17 protein-coding genes and 2 pseudogenes are annotated in these 16,041 nt (G+C 72.1%); 9 read left to right on the forward strand and 10 right to left on the reverse strand.

What is annotated here, in order from left to right; translation table 11 throughout:
• Nucleotides 1-324 precede the first annotated feature (324 nt).
• Both ABZZ79_RS15305 and ABZZ79_RS15310 read left to right on the forward strand, forming a co-directional pair.
• Nucleotides 325-792, forward strand: a pseudogene (locus ABZZ79_RS15305) (methyltransferase domain-containing protein); the annotation flags it as partial.
• Between the two features lie 195 nt (nucleotides 793-987).
• Nucleotides 988-1,098 (forward strand): annotated as a pseudogene (locus ABZZ79_RS15310) (SGNH/GDSL hydrolase family protein); the annotation flags it as partial.
• An 8-nt stretch (nucleotides 1,099-1,106) separates the two neighbouring features.
• Here ABZZ79_RS15310 and ABZZ79_RS15315 read toward each other — a convergent pair.
• Complete coding sequence (locus ABZZ79_RS15315; protein WP_356689412.1) at nucleotides 1,107-1,589, reverse strand: VOC family protein; 483 nt, start codon at nucleotides 1,587-1,589, stop codon at nucleotides 1,107-1,109.
• 244 nt (nucleotides 1,590-1,833) lie between these two features.
• On the opposite strand from ABZZ79_RS15315, the gene ABZZ79_RS15320 reads away from it, so the two are divergent.
• Nucleotides 1,834-2,472, forward strand: a complete 639-nt coding sequence (locus ABZZ79_RS15320; RefSeq protein ID WP_356689413.1) for an ATP-dependent Clp protease proteolytic subunit — start codon at nucleotides 1,834-1,836, stop codon at nucleotides 2,470-2,472.
• Between the two features lie 2 nt (nucleotides 2,473-2,474).
• On the forward strand, nucleotides 2,475-3,077 hold the full coding sequence (locus ABZZ79_RS15325; RefSeq protein ID WP_356689414.1) for an ATP-dependent Clp protease proteolytic subunit: 603 nt from the start codon (nucleotides 2,475-2,477) through the stop codon (nucleotides 3,075-3,077).
• A 7-nt stretch (nucleotides 3,078-3,084) separates the two neighbouring features.
• Here the strand turns inward: ABZZ79_RS15325 and ABZZ79_RS15330 are convergent, their stop codons facing one another.
• From ABZZ79_RS15330 to ABZZ79_RS15340, 3 genes are all read right to left on the reverse strand, one after another.
• A complete protein-coding gene (locus tag ABZZ79_RS15330; RefSeq protein WP_356689415.1) occupies nucleotides 3,085-3,465 on the reverse strand; it encodes a helix-turn-helix transcriptional regulator in 381 nt (126 codons plus the stop codon).
• Between the two features lie 79 nt (nucleotides 3,466-3,544).
• Complete coding sequence (locus ABZZ79_RS15335; RefSeq protein ID WP_356689416.1) at nucleotides 3,545-4,018, reverse strand: ATP-binding protein; 474 nt, start codon at nucleotides 4,016-4,018, stop codon at nucleotides 3,545-3,547.
• 108 nt (nucleotides 4,019-4,126) lie between these two features.
• Entirely contained in the window at nucleotides 4,127-5,323 is a 1,197-nt protein-coding gene (locus ABZZ79_RS15340) for a DUF6777 domain-containing protein (protein ID WP_356689417.1), read from the reverse strand.
• A 169-nt stretch (nucleotides 5,324-5,492) separates the two neighbouring features.
• Between ABZZ79_RS15340 and ABZZ79_RS15345 the strand changes: the two genes are divergently transcribed.
• The gene (locus ABZZ79_RS15345) at nucleotides 5,493-6,764 is read left to right on the forward strand and encodes a streptophobe family protein (RefSeq protein WP_356689418.1); all 1,272 of its coding nucleotides are present in this window, start codon (nucleotides 5,493-5,495) and stop codon (nucleotides 6,762-6,764) included.
• Here ABZZ79_RS15345 and ABZZ79_RS15350 read toward each other — a convergent pair whose 3' ends face one another.
• The 4 genes from ABZZ79_RS15350 to ABZZ79_RS15365 form a co-directional block, all read right to left on the reverse strand.
• Nucleotides 6,765-7,742 (reverse strand): serine/threonine-protein kinase, encoded by a 978-nt coding sequence (locus tag ABZZ79_RS15350; protein WP_356689419.1) that lies wholly within the window; start codon nucleotides 7,740-7,742, stop codon nucleotides 6,765-6,767.
• A complete protein-coding gene (locus ABZZ79_RS15355; RefSeq protein WP_356689420.1) occupies nucleotides 7,732-8,277 on the reverse strand; it encodes a hypothetical protein in 546 nt (181 codons plus the stop codon). Before ABZZ79_RS15355 ends, ABZZ79_RS15350 begins: the two co-directional genes overlap by 11 nt.
• A gap of 6 nt (nucleotides 8,278-8,283) precedes the next feature.
• Nucleotides 8,284-10,632 (reverse strand): FHA domain-containing protein, encoded by a 2,349-nt coding sequence (locus ABZZ79_RS15360; RefSeq protein WP_356689421.1) that lies wholly within the window; start codon nucleotides 10,630-10,632, stop codon nucleotides 8,284-8,286.
• Between the two features lie 68 nt (nucleotides 10,633-10,700).
• A complete protein-coding gene (locus ABZZ79_RS15365; RefSeq protein ID WP_356689422.1) occupies nucleotides 10,701-11,111 on the reverse strand; it encodes a hypothetical protein in 411 nt (136 codons plus the stop codon).
• A 343-nt stretch (nucleotides 11,112-11,454) separates the two neighbouring features.
• Here ABZZ79_RS15365 and ABZZ79_RS15370 point away from each other — a divergent pair, with 343 nt between their 5' ends.
• Together ABZZ79_RS15370 and ABZZ79_RS15375 are read left to right on the forward strand one after the other, a co-directional pair.
• On the forward strand, nucleotides 11,455-11,838 hold the full coding sequence (locus ABZZ79_RS15370; RefSeq protein ID WP_356689423.1) for a nuclear transport factor 2 family protein: 384 nt from the start codon (nucleotides 11,455-11,457) through the stop codon (nucleotides 11,836-11,838).
• Nucleotides 11,839-11,945: 107 nt separating this feature from the next.
• Nucleotides 11,946-12,230 carry a DUF1905 domain-containing protein gene (locus tag ABZZ79_RS15375; RefSeq protein ID WP_356689424.1) on the forward strand — a complete coding sequence of 95 codons (285 nt, stop codon included), beginning with the start codon at nucleotides 11,946-11,948 and terminating at the stop codon, nucleotides 12,228-12,230.
• 10 nt (nucleotides 12,231-12,240) lie between these two features.
• Here the strand turns inward: ABZZ79_RS15375 and mgrA are convergent, their stop codons facing one another.
• On the reverse strand, nucleotides 12,241-13,233 hold the full coding sequence (mgrA, locus tag ABZZ79_RS15380; RefSeq protein ID WP_356689425.1) for an L-glyceraldehyde 3-phosphate reductase: 993 nt from the start codon (nucleotides 13,231-13,233) through the stop codon (nucleotides 12,241-12,243).
• 120 nt (nucleotides 13,234-13,353) lie between these two features.
• On the opposite strand from mgrA, the gene ABZZ79_RS15385 reads away from it, so the two are divergent.
• Both ABZZ79_RS15385 and ABZZ79_RS15390 read left to right on the forward strand, forming a co-directional pair.
• On the forward strand, nucleotides 13,354-14,280 hold the full coding sequence (locus ABZZ79_RS15385; protein WP_356689426.1) for a LysR substrate-binding domain-containing protein: 927 nt from the start codon (nucleotides 13,354-13,356) through the stop codon (nucleotides 14,278-14,280).
• A 17-nt stretch (nucleotides 14,281-14,297) separates the two neighbouring features.
• Nucleotides 14,298-14,807 (forward strand): DUF664 domain-containing protein, encoded by a 510-nt coding sequence (locus tag ABZZ79_RS15390; protein WP_356689427.1) that lies wholly within the window; start codon nucleotides 14,298-14,300, stop codon nucleotides 14,805-14,807.
• Nucleotides 14,808-14,877: 70 nt separating this feature from the next.
• Here ABZZ79_RS15390 and ABZZ79_RS15395 read toward each other — a convergent pair whose 3' ends face one another.
• Nucleotides 14,878-15,942: an adenosine deaminase gene (locus ABZZ79_RS15395; RefSeq protein WP_356689428.1), complete on the reverse strand. Its 1,065-nt coding sequence runs from the start codon at nucleotides 15,940-15,942 to the stop codon at nucleotides 14,878-14,880.
• Nucleotides 15,943-16,041 lie beyond the last annotated feature (99 nt).

The following is a 16,041-nucleotide window of genomic DNA, read 5'->3' on the forward strand; positions in this document are numbered from 1 at the left end:
TGTGGGGTGCGTGGAGCGGCGTGCGCGGCCGGGGCCCGGTGCCGTCCGCCTCAACCGGAATGTTTGCCCCCGCAGACGCGCGAAGCCGCCCCTTTCGCGCCGTACCCGCCTTGCGTCACTCCTGTTTCGCTTGTTGCCGAGCACGACCGGCTCGCCCGTCGACGTTCATGTGCCCGTCCCTCACCCGGGAGGAAAATGTCCACGCCGGACAGCACCGCCGATCCCGTCACCGACGACCCCGCTCCCGCTCCCGCTCCCGCTCCCGACGGTCAGCTCACCAGTCTCAGCACCGAGGCCGCACGCCGGCTCACCACCACCAACGCGCAGGCCCGCAAACGCGGCATCGACGACAAGGTGCGCTACCACCACCGCAACATGCTCGACACCGGCTTCGAGTCCGGCGCGTACGCGGCGTCCTGGAACAACGAGTCCACCATGTACGTCGAGCTGGACCTGCTGTTCGCCGAGCACTCCCGACTGCTGCGCCCCGGCGGACGCTATGTGGTCGTCACCGGCTGCTACAACGACACCTACGGCCGGGCCTCGCGCGAGGTGTCCCTGATCAACGCCCACTACATCTGCGACATCCATCCGCGGTCGGAGTACTTCCGGGCGATGGCCCGCAACCGGCTGGTGCCGGTGCATGTGGCCGACCTGACGGAAGCGGCCGTCCCCTACTGGGAGTTGCGCCGCCAGGCCGACCATCTGGTCACCGGGATCGAGGACACGTTCCTCGACGCCTACCGCAACGGCAGCTTCCAGTACCTGCTCATCGCGGCCGACCGGGTCTGACGGAAGGCGCGCGGGGCGGCGTGCGTACGCCCGGCGAGGCGGACGGCGATGAACTCGTCGTCGTCCGCCTCGCCGGGCGTACGTCGCGACGAGAAGGGGAAGTCGTCGTCGTTCAGGACGGCCAGGGCCCGGCCAGGGCCGGCGTGCGGACGGCGGCGCCGAGCAGCAGACAAGGCCTTCTGAGGTGCCTCCGTCTGTCCGGCCCCCACGACGAGCACACCGAAGCCGTGCCCGGTGCGCTCCCCCTGCATCCTGCGGATCGCGCGGGAGATCACCTGGGCGGTCGCGGAGCGCACCGGACGCTGACCGCACGGTCACTCGCCCGCGTGCGCCTTCCGCAGGGCGGCGATGTCCAGCTTCTTCATGCCGAGCATGGCCTGCGTGGCACGGGACGCCTTCTGCGGGTCCGCGTCGCCCATCCATTCGGCGAGCCGGTCCGGAACGACCTGCCAGGAGACGCCGAAGCGGTCCTTGAGCCAGCCGCAGGGGCCCTCCTCGCCGCCGTTCCCGGTGAGCCTGGTCCAGTAGTAGTCGATCTCCTCCTGGTCCGAACAGAAGATCTGGAAGGAGATCGCCTCGTTGAACGTGAACTCCGGGCCGCCGTTGAGGGCGCAGAACTTGTGGCCGTTGGCCGTGAACTCGGCCGTCAGGACGGTACCGGCCGGGCGCGGGGCGCCCTCGGGGTAGTGGGAGACGCTGTCGACGCTGGAGTTCTTGAAGATCGAGACGTAGTACTGCGCGGCCTCCTCGGCCTGGTCGTCGAACCACAGGCACGTGGTGAAACCGTCGGCGGTCATGTCGTCCTCCTGGGGTGGGGAACCGGTCGCGAATAAGGACCGGAGCAGTGCGCGGAACTCATCGCTCCCCGCGCGAGAAACCGCGCGGAACTCATCGCTCCGCGCGGAGAAACCCCTCGCCGCGCCCGTGGAACGTCCGCGCTCTGCCCGCAGCAGATCTGCCGCGGGCAGAGAAGCCGCCGGTGGGCCCGGTGGTGGGGCAACAGTGGAGGCGACGGCATCCACGACCGCACGAGGAGGACCGATGACTCCACTCACCATGCTCGCCCCGCGGGCCGAGGAGGGCGACACGCCGCCCACCCGGTTCGACGACCATCTCGCCGCCCAGCTGCTCGGGCAGCGGATCGTACTGCTGGGCACCCAGGTCGACGAGGTGTCCGCCAACCGGGTGTGCGCGCAGCTGCTGATCCTGTCGGCGGAGGACCCGCACACCGACATCAGCCTGTTCGTCAACAGCCCCGGTGGGTCGGTGCACGCGGGCCTCGCCATCTACGACACCATGCGGCTGATCCCCAACGACGTCTCCACGCTCGCGATGGGCTTCGCCGCCAGCATGGGTCAGTTCCTGCTCAGCGTGGGCACGGCCGGCAAGCGGTACGCGCTGCCCAATGCGCGGATCATGATGCACCAGCCGTCGGCGGGCATCGGCGGCACCACCGCGGACATCGAGATCCAGGCGGACAACCTGGAGTTCACCAAGCGGACGATCGAGCGGATCACCGCCGAGCACACCGGGCAGACGCCCGAGACCATCTCCCGGGACGGCGACCGCGACCGCTGGTTCACGGCCGATCAGGCCCGGGAGTACGGCCTGGTGGACCAGGTCGTGGAGTCGTTCGCCGACGTGCGGCCGGCCGCGACGAAGCGACGGATGGGACTGTGACCATGGGGAGCTACACGATTCCGAACGTCATCGAGCGCACGCCGCAGGGCGAGCGGTCCTTCGACGTGTTCAGCCGGCTCCTCAACGAGCGGATCATCTTCCTCGGCACCGAGATCGACGACGGCGTCGCCAACGTCGTCATCGCCCAGCTCCTTCATCTGGAGTCGGCCGCGCCCGAGAACGAGATCGCGATCTACATCAACTCGCCCGGTGGCTCCTTCACTTCGCTCATGGCGATCTACGACACGATGACGTTCGTGTCGGCGCCCATCTCCACGTTCTGTGTGGGGCAGGCGGCCTCCACGGCGGCCGTGCTGCTGGCGGGCGGGGACCCGGGGCGGCGGTTCGTACTGGAGCACTCGCGCGTGCTGCTCGGCCAGCCCGCCTCGGGCGGCCGGCAGGGCACGGTGTCCGATCTCGCCCTCCAGGCCAAGGAGATGGTGCGCATCCGCGCCCAGGTGGAGGAGGTGCTCGCCCGGCACACCCGGCACGACCTCGCCACCCTGCGCGCGGACATGGACCGCGACAAGGTGTTCACCGCCGAGGAGGCCGTGGCGTACGGCCTCGCGGACGAGGTGCTCAGCCGGCGCCTCGTCCGCGTCTGAGCCTGCGTCAGGCGGCCAGGCACAGCCCGTTGTGGGACGAGGACACGGGGGCGCCGCCGCGGCTTCGGACGGGACCGCGGTGGCTCGTCAGACGGATCAGCTCGCCCTGGGCCCGGGACAGCAGGTCGCCGAGGCCGAGGCCCAGGGCGTGCGCGGCGGCCGCGAGGACCTCCGAGGAGGCCTCCTTGCGGCCGCGCTCCACCTCGGAGAGGTAGGGCATGGAGATCCGGGCGGCCTCGGCCACGTCCTTGAGGGTGCGTTCCTGGGCCAGGCGTTCACGCCGCAGCACATCGCCGACCAGGTCGCGCCACAGGGGTTCTCTGGGCGCGATCGGGTCGGCGGGGCGCAGCGGGATGACGCGGGCTTCGTTCGGCGCTCGGTTGGTCACGTCCTCAGCCTAGAAGTCCTGGCCGTGCGGGGAAGGGTGCGGCGTTGCGCCCTGGGTGGAACCGGAGGGCGGGGTTCTGTCAGCCGCCGGCCGTCGCCCGCTCGCCGGTCAGGTCCAGCAGGGCCCGCACCCGCTTGCCCACCGGGATGCGTTCCGCGGTGACGTCCGCCGCCAGGGCGTGCACGATCTCCAGGCCGTGCCGGCCGATGCGGCCGGGGTCGCGGGGGAAGCGCAGCGGCAGTGCGGCACTGCTGTCGGTGACGCACACCGTGACGGCGTCGTCGGTGCCCTCCAGTTCCAGGATGTACGGGCCGTTGCTGTGCCGGTCGGCATTGGTGACCAGTTCGCTGACCACGAGGAGGACGGCGCCTTCGGCACGTTCGTCGATGTCCGCGCACCACTCGGTCCTGAGTCGTTCGAGGAAGCGCGCCGCGAAGGCCCGCGCCTCGGCGATGCACCCCGGTTCGCCGGTGTAGTGCGTAGCCCGGCGCAGGGGTTCGACCGGCACGTCGAAGGTGGTCGCCGTCGCTGTGTCGTCCCGGTGTTCGATCATCCGTTTCTCTTTCCGAGGCCGCGTGGCAGATCGCTGCCGCACAGATCCTCGTACCCAGTGAGCGGCGCGGCAGTCCCGGCCGGGCTCACGACCGGTCCGGGGCCCGGCTCACGACTGGTCCGGGGAGGGTGCGCTCTCGGGGGTGGCGGGTGCCTCGGAGGTCGGGGTGTCCGGCGAGACGGGCTCGGGCTGGGGGGCCGGCTCCGTCGTCGGGGGCTCCGAGGTCTCCGGGGGTTGCGAGGTCTCGGTGGTGGGGGGCTCGGAGCTCGGAGGCGGGGAGGTCGGCGGGGGTGTGGTGGGCGGGGGTGTGGTGGGCGGGTCGGTCGGCTCGTCGCGGCCGCCGGTGTCGCCCTGCTCGCGATGGATCCACTCGTTGAGGTCGTGGTCGTAGAGCACGAAGACGTTGATCACGACCGGTGCGGGGGTCACCGTGACCACGTTCGAGGGCCGGTATCCCGGCCAGGGGTCGCCGCTGCTCCGCGGCGCGACCTGCTGGGCGACGGGCGGGGTCAGCGGGTTGCCGCAGGCGCAGCGGACCCGGGGCACGCCCCGGTCGTCGACGAGGACGGCGGTGCCGGTCTGGAGCACGGCCTGGAAGGGGTTGGCGGCGCCGTCGCGGAAGCCGTGGTTGGTGACGCGGGTGTCCATGCGCAGCTGTACGGGGGTCAGCGCGCGCAGATAGCCGGGGACGGCGTCGGGCCGCACGTCGGCGACGGAGGCGAAGGCCCTGTTCTTGGCGGGGGCCGCCCGGAGCGCCTTGATCTGCTTCTCCACGTCGCAGGTGGAGACGTTGCGGGTGCCGCCGTAGAGGCCGGGCGCGCCGCCGTCCACGCCGCGCACGGCGCGGGAGGGCGTCGCGTCGGGGACCGGGGAGGGGGTGGCCGTGGACGCGGTGCTGTCGGTCGCGGTGGACTCGGTGAAGGGGTCGGGCCCGGAGGTGCCGGCGGCCTGGAGGAAGACCTCGCCTCCGGAGCCGACCGAGGAGCCGCCGTCGGGGCGGGTCAGCACCACCGTCAGGACGACTGCGGCGACCACGGCGGCGGCGAGCAGCGCGACGCGCGGCGCGGACCGCCACCACGGCCGACGCGGTCCGGGCGCGGCCCCGCCGCCGAAGGAGTCGGAGGGCGGCCCGGACGGCGGCTCGCCCGGGCCCGAGGGCGGCTGGGACGGCGGACCGGAAGGCGGCTGGGACGGCGGACCCGACGGCGGTGGCTCGCCGGGGCCCGAGGGCGGCCGGTTGGGACCGGAGAGCGGGCCGGAGGGCGGGCCCGTGGGGCGGCCGGAGGACGGCGGTTCGACGCTCACGGGGCCTTCTTCCCGACGGCGACCGCCCGGCACGTCACCGCCTTGTACCGCTTTGAACCATTCTGGTGTGCAGACCCCATTGTCTCTGCCGGTCCCGTTCGGCCCGCAAGCGGACGCGGACGGCCCTCCCGGCGGGCGGGCGGGGCGTGGGCTGCTTAGCGTGGCAAGCGTGAGCCCGCACACCCCTTCCGACCAGGCAGTCGCCCGCCACGGCTGGGTGCAGGCCGGCGCCGCCGTGCTCGCCGCGGTGCTCGCCATGGGGATCGTCGCCGCCCTGGGACTGTGGGCGGCCGGTGCCGCCGATCTGCCCGACGGGGCCTTCCCGCGGGTGACCGCGGCGACCGTCGTCACGGCCGTCGGCGGCACCATCGAGCTGTCCGGGAACGCCGGCGGGCTGGCCGAGTCGTCGGCCGGACTGACCGTGGTCCCGCTGTCGGTCTCCCTGGTCGGCGCCCTGGTGCTCGCCGCGGGCTTTCTGCGTCCGCTGCGGCATCGGGCGGTGGCGGGGGCCGGGGAGCTGGCCGGGTGGGCGGCCCGGGTCGCCGTGCTGTGGCTGGCCGTGCTGCTCTGCCTGTCCTTCGGCGCCCGCCAGACCTTCGCGATCCCCCTCGGCGACTCCGTGGTGGCCGACCTCGGCGATGTGTTCGGCATCTCGCCCGAGGTGAGCTTCGAGACGGACCTGCCGCCGACGCTGTTCTTTGGCGTGCTGTGGCTGGCCGGAGTCCTCTTCCTCGCGCTGCTGGTCTCGCGCGGGGCGCCGCTGCCAGGCCGGCTGCTGCGCTTCCAGACGTCCGTGCGCCCTGCCGCGTACGCCATGGTGCTGCTGCTCCTGGCCTACGTCGGCCTCGGCCTGGTCGTCGGCCTGGTGGTGGCGGCCACCCGGGGCCATGCCGCCGAGACCTTCGCGGTGATCCTGCTCGGCCTGCCGAACCTGGTGTGGCTGTGTCTGACCATCGGGCTGGGCGCCACCTGGCACGGCCGGGTGGACGGTCCGTTCGGGCTGCCGATGCCGCATGTGCTGGACCAGGTGCTGCGCGGGGAGGAGACCGCCGACCTCGATCTGTCCTCGCTCGCCGAGTACGACGGCCGGGTGTGGTGGCTGGTGGCGGTCGACGCCGTCCTGCTGCTGGCGGCCGCGTTCGTGATGGCGGCCCGCTCACCCGCCCGGGTCCGCGCCTGGCAGCACGCGGTGCACATGGCCGTCGCGCTGGCCCTCACCGTGCTCATGATCTGCCTGGCCGGCCGGATCTCCGCGCACTACGGGCTGTCGGTCCTCGGCATCGGCGATCTCGGCGGCGGCCTGGGCGGCGACATCTTCCTGCGCCCGGACATCTGGTCCGCCCTCGGCCTCGCCCTGCTGTGGGGCCTGGTGACGGGCTTCCTGGGCGCCCTGCTGGCCCACGGGGTGCGCAGGCGGGGCGAGCCGGAGTCCCGGCCCTAGCTAGCGCCGGAAGAGCGGCGCGGCCCAGGCGGGAGGCCGCTTCGGCGGCTTCGCCGCGGCGTCCAGGTCGACGACCTGTGTCGGCGGATGGTCCTCCTGCGCGGCGGCCGCCGCGGCCCGCAGGTCCGCCACGAAGGCGAGGCAGGAGTCGTGCCGGTCGTCGGGGCTCTTGGCGAGGGCCTTGGCGAGGACGGGGTCGACCGCCGCGGGCAGACCCGGGCGGACTTCGGTGGGCGGGGGCGGGTCGTCGTACTGGTGGGCCCACAGCAGGGCCATGTCGTCGTCGCGGCGGAACGGCGGGCGGCCGGTGAGCATCTCGTAGACCACGCAGGCGAGGCCGTAGACGTCGCAGCGGCCGTCGACCGGGCGGCCGGAGATCTGCTCCGGGGCGACGTAGTCCAGGGTGCCGACGAACTGTCCGACCGAGGTGAAGCCGGTCAGCGACAGGGACTTCTTCGTCAGGCCGAAGTCGGTGAGGTAGACGTGCTCGGGGTGGTCGCTGTCGGTGCCGCGGGCGACGAGGACGTTGCCGGGCTTGACGTCCCGGTGGACCAGCCCGTGCTCATGGGCCGCGTCCAGCGCGGAGGCGACCTGGGCGACGATGCGCAGGGCGGCGGACAGCGGCAGCGGGCCCTGGCGGTCCAGCAGATGGCGCAGATCGCTGCCGGGGACGTAGCGCATCGCGATGTACAGGACGCCGTCGGTCTCGCCCGCCTCGAAGACCGGCACGATGTTCGGATGGTCGAGGGCGGCGGCCACCCGGGACTCGTGGGTGAAGCGGCGGCGGAAGGTGTCGTTGCGGGCCAGCTCCGGTGCCAGCAGCTTCAGCGCGACCGTGCGCTCCAGGCGCAGGTCGCGGGCCTGGTAGACGACGGCCATGCCGCCGCGGCCGATCTCCCGCTCGATGCGGTAGCCCGCGACCTGCCGGCCGATCAGCTCGGAGGGCCTCCCGGAGAACAGGCTCGTGTCACGGGCCATCGGGCTTCACGACCTGGGTGGGCGCGTGGAAGGGGTCCACGGCGGCCGACCGCCGTGGCTCCTCGTCGGTGGCGTACACGGCCTCGCGTACGCCGTCCCCGTACACCCACCGCCCGTTCTCGGCGTCGTACAGCCACACCGCGTCGCCGTCGACGACGATGCCCAGGCGCAGGCCCCGGGTGCGGTCCGTGAAGGTCTCGCCGTCCAGGGAACCGGCGGCCCGCTCCTCGACGGCGGCCCGGTAGCGGGCGAGGGTCCGCTCGGCGCGGGCGAGCAGCGGGCGGGGATCGGCGGTGGTGTCCGGCGGCCCGGCGGTCGGCGGGTCCTGCGGTACGGCGACCAGGAGGCGGCCGTCGACCCAGGCGGACCAGCCGTTGGCGCACAGGACGCGGCCCCAGTCGCCGCGCCGCTCCAGCAGCTGGACGGGCAGCAGCGGGTCCAGGGGCACGGTGCGCCGGGCCGGGTCGGGAGCCTCCCAGGCGGGCATGCCGCTGCCCGGGACGACATGCGTGGGCAGGAAACCAGGGGTCGTCATCGGCGCCTACTTCCGCATCACGACGGGTTCCTGCCGGCGCAGCAGCCGGGAGACGAGGTAGCCGAAGATCACCGACAGCACGAGCAGCATGCCGATGTTGAGCAGCCACACCCCGGCCGAGTGCCGGAACAGGGGGTCGGAGGTGAGCTCGCCGGGCACGATCCGGGCCAGTCCGATGGTGCCGGCCATCGCGCCCAGCGCCCACCGGGAGGGCACCAGCCAGGACAGCTGCTCCAGGCCGGGGACGCCGTCCAGCTTCAGCAGGGCGCCGCAGAAGACGACCTGGACGATGGCGAGCAGCACCAGCAGCGGCATCGTCACCTCCTCCTTGCGCACCATCGCGGAGACGACGAGGCCGAGCATCATCGCGGTGAACGCCAGCAGGGCGACCGCGATGGTGATCTCGGCCAGCGGGGGCAGCAACACGCCTTCGCCGCCGGGGGCGTTGAGGTCCACGCCGAGCAGGGCCACCAGGGTGAGGACGACGGCCTGGAGGACGGTGATCGTGCCGAGGACGATCACCTTGGACATCAGGTAGGCGGATCTGGACAGGCCGACGGCACGCTCGCGCCGGTAGATCACCCGTTCCTTGACCAGTTCGCGCACGGCGTTGGCCGCGCCGGTCAGGACGCCGCCGACGCAGAGGATGAGCAGCGCGTTCATCGCGGTGTCACGGGTGAGTTCGCCGCCCGCGAGGGCCCGTGCCATGGCCCCCATCACGAAGGGCAGCGCGATCATGATGGCGAGGAAGGTGCGGTCGGCGCTCAGCGCCGTGGTGTAGCGGCGTACCAGGGTGCCCAGTTGGGCGCCCCAGCTGCGCGGCCGGGGCGGCGGGGCGATGATCACCGGGCCCTCGCGGGGCACGCGGGGCTGGGCGGTGGCGTCGGCGACGTAGCGGCGGTGCTGGGGCGAGACCAGGTAGGCGCCGGCCCAGTCGCGGTCGCGGTCGTGCTCGAAGGACTCGAAGGCCTCGGGCCACTGCTCGTGGCCGAAGTAGGACAGTGCCTCCTCGGGCGGGCCGTAGTAGGCGATCCGGCCGCCGGGGGCGAGCACCAGGAGGCGGTCGCAGACGTCGAGGCTGAGGACGCTGTGGGTGACGACGATGACGGTGCGCCCGTCGTCGGCGAGGCCGCGCAGCATGTGCATCACCGAGCGGTCCATGCCGGGGTCGAGGCCGGAGGTCGGCTCGTCGAGAAAGAGCAGCGACGGCTTGGTGAGCAGTTCGAGGGCGACGCTGACCCGCTTGCGCTGCCCGCCGGAGAGGCTGTGGACGGGCTGCCGGGCGCGTTGTTCCAGGCCGAGTTCCCGGATCACCTCGTCGACCCGGGCCCGGCGCTCGGCCTTGGCGGTGTCCTGGGGGAAGCGCAGCTCGGCGGCGTAGGAGAGGGCGCTGCGGACGGTGAGCTGGGCGTGCAGGATGTCGTCCTGCGGGACGAGGCCGATGCGCTGGCGCAACTCGGCGTAGTCGCGGTAGAGGTCGCGGCCGTCGTACAGGACGGTGCCGTGGTCGGCGGGGCGCTGGCCGGTGAGGGCGTTGAGCAGAGTCGACTTCCCGGCGCCGCTCGGGCCGACGACGGCGAGCAGGCACTTCTCGCCGACCGGGAAGGAGACGTGGTCGAGGAGGGTCTTGCGGCCGCGGTCGACGGCGACCGTGAGGTCCTGGACGTCGAGGGAGACCTCGCCGGTGTCCACGTACTCCTGGAGCTGGTCGCCGACCAGGCAGTACGCGATGTGGCCGATGCCGATGACGTCGCCGGGGCCGACGGGGGCGGCGGTGACGGGGCCGCCGTTGAGGTAGGTGCCGTTGTGGCTGCCGAGGTCGGCGATCTCGTGGCTGCCGTCGGGCAGGGCGCGCAGTTCGGCGTGGTGGCGGGAGACGATCAGGTCGTCGATGACGAGGTCGTTGTCGGCGGCGCGGCCGATGCGCACGGTGCGGGCGGGCAGCTGCCGGACGCTGGTGGGCTGCCGGAAGGTGCCGGTGGCGCCGGGGCGGGACACCGCGGCGATGACGGAGGGGCGGGCCGGGGCGGGCGGGGTTCGGCCGAAGAGGAGGGCGCGGGGGCCGTCGCTGAGGCTGCCGAAGCGGATCTCGGTCCCGGGGCCGATGTCCGACGCGTGGACGCGTCGGCCGTCGGTCCAGGTGCCGTTCGTGCTGCGTTCGTCCTCGATGGTCCAGTGGTCCCCGTCGGGGTGCAGGATCGCGTGGTGCCAGGAGACGCGGACGTCGTCGATGACGATGTCGCTGAGCGGGTCACGGCCCACGTGGTAGTCGCGGCCCGGACTCATCACCGTGGAGCCCCAGTCGGTCTCCAGGACGAGTTCGGGCGCAGTCGACGCGACCGGCCGCTCCGCCATGCCAGAATTCTACCGATCTGTCCCCGGGGGCGCCCGGCCGGTGCGGGGGCGCTCCGGTCCCGCCGGGTCTACGCCACGGGGACGACCAGCGCCGGGATGGTCCGCTGCATGCGCACGGCGTCCACGGACTCGGCGAGCAGTTCGTACTCGGTCGTCTCGTCGCTCGTGGCGATGCGGACCATGCGTCCGGTGGCCAACTCGTCGGCCACCAGTTCCTGTTGGCCGGGGTCGGCGCACCAGGAGCGCAGCAGGCCGGGCACGTCCGGCACGGTCTCCGCGACCGGGACGAGCGCGCTCGGCGGGAAGTGCTCGGCCTCGGGGCTCGGGTCGAGCCGTTCGGCGATCCAGGACGCCCGGTCCCGTAACCACCACAGGGCAAGGGCCAGAGTGGGTGCTCTGTAGGTGCCGAGCGGGACGCCGATGCGTCTGCCGTCGCAGGTGCCGTACGCCGTGACGTGGCACAGGAATTCGTCGTGCACGATCCACTCCCCCGTTGCGTCAATCCCTTGCCGTCGGGCCTCGCTTTCGTGCGGCTCAGAGGGCGGTGAACCGCTCTCTGACGTCGAGTATCTTCACTCTTGAACCACTGTCACCACGTCTTTCCAGCCACTCTCCTGGCATATTCACCGAGGGGTATGGCCGAAAGCCGACAGGGGGCGCGGAAGCCCTATTACGCGCGATGTCCCCGCGCTATTACCCGGGAGGTAATCGACCCTCGCGCGCGTTCGGGGCAGGGTGGTCACAACGGATCGGAGAACACCGCGATCCGGATCCTGACCAGCGCATACGACCAGCACATACGACCAGCGGAGGCTATTGCCCATGTCTGCGAACACCGGCCGTCACCAGGACGCCGTCACCCGCTACCTCGAAGCGTGGAACACCACCGAGGCCGTCGCGCTGGCGAAGGCGGTGTCGGACGTGTGGAGCGCGGACGGCACCTACACCGACCCGGTGGCCGACGTGCGCGGCCACGACCAGATCACGGCCATGATCGCGGGGACGCAGGAGCAGTTCCCCGGGTTCGTCTTCCGGCTCGTCGGCGAGGTCGACGGACATCACGACACCGCGCGCTTCTCGTGGGAGCTGGTCCATGAGGCGGAGGGTTCGGCTCCGGTCGCCGGATCCGATGTGATCACCCTCGACGCCGAGGACCGGATCACAGCCGTTTACGGATTCTTCGACCGGCTTCCGGACGCGGTCTGAGCATCCGGTTTCCTTTCCGGCGCGCCGCGATGAGTTTTCCCGCCCGTGACGGTCCGATCTCCGAGACTTCATACGAAGCCTTCGGACCGTCACGGTCGGAGTAAGCCATGGCCAAGGATCAGGAAGTGATCGCGGAATTCACCGCGGTACTGCGGAAGAGTTCCGCGACAGGCGGTTGGACCTATGTGGTCTGGCCGGAGTCCGTCGAATTCTTCGGGACCCGCGGACTGGTCAAGGTCCGCGGGACCGTCGACGGACACGCGTTTCGGAGCTCCTTCATGGCGCTCGGCGACGGCACGCACAAGCTGCCCGTGAAGGCCGGGCTGCGCCGGGCCATCGGGAAGCAGGAGGGCGACACCGTCACCGTGCGTCTCCAGGAGCGGCTTGCCTGAACCCGCGGACTCAGGGGTTGACGACCTCGTCGATGCGGGCCAGTTCCTCCGCGTCGAAGTCCAGGTTGCCGATGGCCGCCACGCTGTCCTCCACCTGGCGGGCGCTGCTCGCGCCGACCAGCGCCGAGGTCACCCGCCCGCCGCGCAGTACCCAGGCCAGGGCGAGCTGGGCCAGGGTCTGGCCGCGCGACTTGGCGATGTCGTCCAGGGCGCGCAGCCGGGCCACCAGGTCCTCGGTGACGGCGTCCCGGTTCAGGAAGGGGCTGTCGCTCGCGGCCCGGGAGTCCTCCGGGATGCCGTCGAGATAGCGGCCGGTGAGCAGGCCCTGCTCCAGCGGGGAGTAGGCGATGGAGCCGACCTGAAGCTCGTCGAGGGCGTCCAGCACACCCTCGTCCTCCGGGCGCCGGTCGAGCATGGAGTAGCGCGGCTGGTGGATCAGCAGCGGGGTGCCCAGTCCGGCCAGGATGCGGGCGGCCTCGCGGGTCTGCTCGGCCGAATAGTTCGAGACGCCGACGTAGAGCGCCTTGCCCTGCTGCACGGCGGAGTGCAGCGCGCCCATCGTCTCCTCAAGCGGAGTCTGCGGGTCGAAGCGGTGCGAGTAGAAGACGTCGACGTAGTCCAGCCCGAGCCGCTTCAGGCTCTGGTCGAGCGAGGACAGCAGGTACTTGCGCGAGCCCCATTCACCGTACGGGCCCGGCCACATCAGGTAGCCGGCCTTGGTGGAGACGATCAGCTCGTCGCGGTAGGACGCGAATTCCGTCCTCAGGAACTCGCCGAGCGCGGCCTCGGCGGCGCCGGGCGGCGGGCCGTAGTTGTTGGCCAGGTCGAAGTGGGTGATCCCGAGGTCGAAGGCGCGGCGCAGGATGGCGCGCTGGGTCTCGGCCGGGCGGTCCGGACCGAAGTTGTGCCACAGGCCCAGCGACAGCGCGGGGAGCTTCAGGCCGCTGCGTCCGGTGCGCCGGTAGGGCATCTCGGCGTAACGGTCGGGGTGTGCGGTGTACAACGCGACTCCATGACATGAGGGGCGGGGCCCGTGGACCGGGCCGTACCCACTCTTCCCCGGACAGCCCTCAGCGGTCCAACAGAAGAATCCGATGGAATTGAGCGGATAGTCTTCTCAATCATGGAACTGCGCCATCTCCAGCACTTCGTCGCGGTCGCCGAGGACCAGCACTTCACCCGGGCCGCCGAACGGCTCATGGTGTCCCAGTCCGGTCTGTCGGCGTCGATCCGGGCGCTGGAGCGGGAGCTGCGGGCACCGCTGTTCGTCCGGACCACCCGCCGGGTGACGCTGACCGAGGCCGGGCGGGCGCTGCTGGGCGAGGCGGAGCGCATCCTGACGCAGGTGCGGGCCGCGCACGAGGCGGTGGCGGCGGTGCAGGGCGTGCTGCGCGGCACGCTGGCGCTGGGCAACGAGCAGTGCATCGCCGGGGTGAACGTGGCGGGCCTGCTGGCCGCGTTCCGCCGGCGTCACCCGGACGTGGAGATCCGGCTGCGGCAGTCCGGTTCGCAGGCGCTGGCCGAGGACGTCGCAGCGGGCCGTCTGGACCTGGCCTTCGCGTACCGCACGCGCGACGACTCCGACCAGTTGCGCTCGGTGGCGCTGGCGGGCGAGCCGATGACCCTGCTGTGCCACCCGGGGCACCCGCTCGCCGGGGCCGGGCCGGCGCTGTCGCCGCGGGACCTCGCGGACGAGGTGTTCGTGGACTTCCACCCGGACTGGGGACCGCGCCGGGCCACCGACGCCGCGTTCGCCGCCGCGGGCGTACGGCGCACGGTCGCCCTGGAGGTGAACGACGTGCACAGCCTGCTGGACCTGGTGGACGAGAACCTGGGGGTCGCCGCCGTGCCCGCGCACTTCCGGCACAAGCGGGAGTCGCTGGCCGCCGTACCGCTGAAGGACACGGGCGAGGCGGTCTACGAGACCGTCGCCCTGCTGCCGCCCGAGGCGGCCACCAGCCCGGCGGCACGGGCGCTGATGGACCTCTTGGACCACGACCTCTTGTACAACACGGGGAACGGGGCGGGCGGGGCGCACGACGGCGTGTGATGCGCGAAGGTGGAGCCATGCATGCGAAGGACATCCTCATCGACGGCTACAGCCGCATCCAGGAAGAGGTCCACGCCGCCGTCGAGGGCCTCGGCCCCGACGCGCTGAGCGCCCGCCCCTCCGCCGACGCCAACTCCATCGCCTGGCTGGTCTGGCATCTCACCCGTGTCCAGGACGACCACTTCGCCGACGCCTTCGGCCTGGACCAGGTGTGGCTGACCCAGGACTGGCACAAGAGGTTCGACCTCGGCCTGCCGCCGCGCGACACCGGATACGGCCACAGCTCCGCCCAGGTCGCCCAGGTTCGGGTGGACTCGGCGGAGCTGCTGACCGGGTACTACGACGCCGTGCACGCCCAGTCACTGGAGTGTCTGCGCGCGCTGACGGCGGCGGACCTGGAGCGCGTCGTGGACGAGCGCTGGGATCCGCCGGTCACGCTCGGCGTGCGGCTGGTGAGCGTCCTGTCCGACGACCTTCAGCACGTCGGACAGGCCGCGTACGTCCGCGGGGTGGTCCAGGGCGCCTAAACCGCCTGCGACGGCCGCGGACTCGTCCGGCCCCGGGCCCCTGCGGTCCGCGCAGGGCAGCCGGGCCGGCTCAGAGCTCGTAGCCCGGCAGGATCACCTTCTCGATGAGGGCCTTGCGCTCGTCGAACGGGATGAACGCGCTCTTGACCGCGTTCACCGTGACCGCGCGCAGGTCCTCCACGCCCCAGCCCGCCTCCTCGACCAGCAGGGACATCTCACGGGTCATCGTCGTACCGGACACCAGACGGTTGTCGGTGTTGAGGGTGACGCGGAAGCCGAGGTCCTTCAGCGCGGTGATGGGGTGCTCGGCTATCGAGGTGGCGGCGCCGGTCTGGAGGTTGGAGGTGGGGCACATCTCCAGCGCGATCCGGCGGTCGCGGACCCAGCCGGCCAGGCGGCCGAGCTTGCCGTCCACGATGTCGTCGGTGATGCGCACACCGTGGCCGAGGCGCTGCGCGCCGCAGATCTGGAGCGCCTGGTGGATGCTGGACAGGCCGTCGGCCTCACCGGCGTGGATGGTGAAGGGCACGCTCTCGCGGCGCAGGTGCTCGAAGGCGTCGCGGTGGTCGGCGGCCGGGAAGCCGGCCTCGGCACCGGCGATGTCGAAGCCGACGATGCCCGCGTCACGGAAGGTCACGGCCAGGTCGGCGGCCTCACGCACCCGGTCGAACATCCGCATCCCGCACAGCAGGGTGCCGACCCGGACGGGGGTACCGGCCGCTGCCGTCTTCGCCATGCCCGCGGCGAGACCCTCCTGGACGGTCTCCACGACCTCGGCGAGGGTCAGTCCGCCGTTGGTGTTCAGCTCGGGGGCGTAGCGCACCTCCGCGTAGACGACACCGTCCGCGGCCAGGTCCAGGACGTACTCCTCGGCCACGCGCAGCAGGCCTTCGCGGGACTGCATCACGGCGAGGGTGTGCTCGAAGGTGGCGATGTAGCGGACCAGGTCGCCGGAGTTCGCGGCCTCGAAGTACCAGGCGGCGAGCTCGTCGGGGTCGGTGGTGGGCAGGGTGTGCCCGACCGCCTCGGCGAGCTCGACGACCGTGGCGGGGCGCAGGCCGCCGTCGAGGTGGTCGTGCAGGACGGCCTTGGGGAGGCGGCGGATCACATCGGCGTCTACGCGCGTAGCAGTCATGGCGGGGCTTTCCTTGAGCAGGGCGTTTCGGGAGGCGGGGAAGGGGTCGGAGCGCTGCGGAGGGCCCGGCCTGAGCCCCGGAGCAGTCCGGGGAGGGCT

The organism is Streptomyces sp. NPDC006458 (genome assembly GCF_040612135.1).
GTDB lineage: Bacteria > Actinomycetota > Actinomycetes > Streptomycetales > Streptomycetaceae > Streptomyces.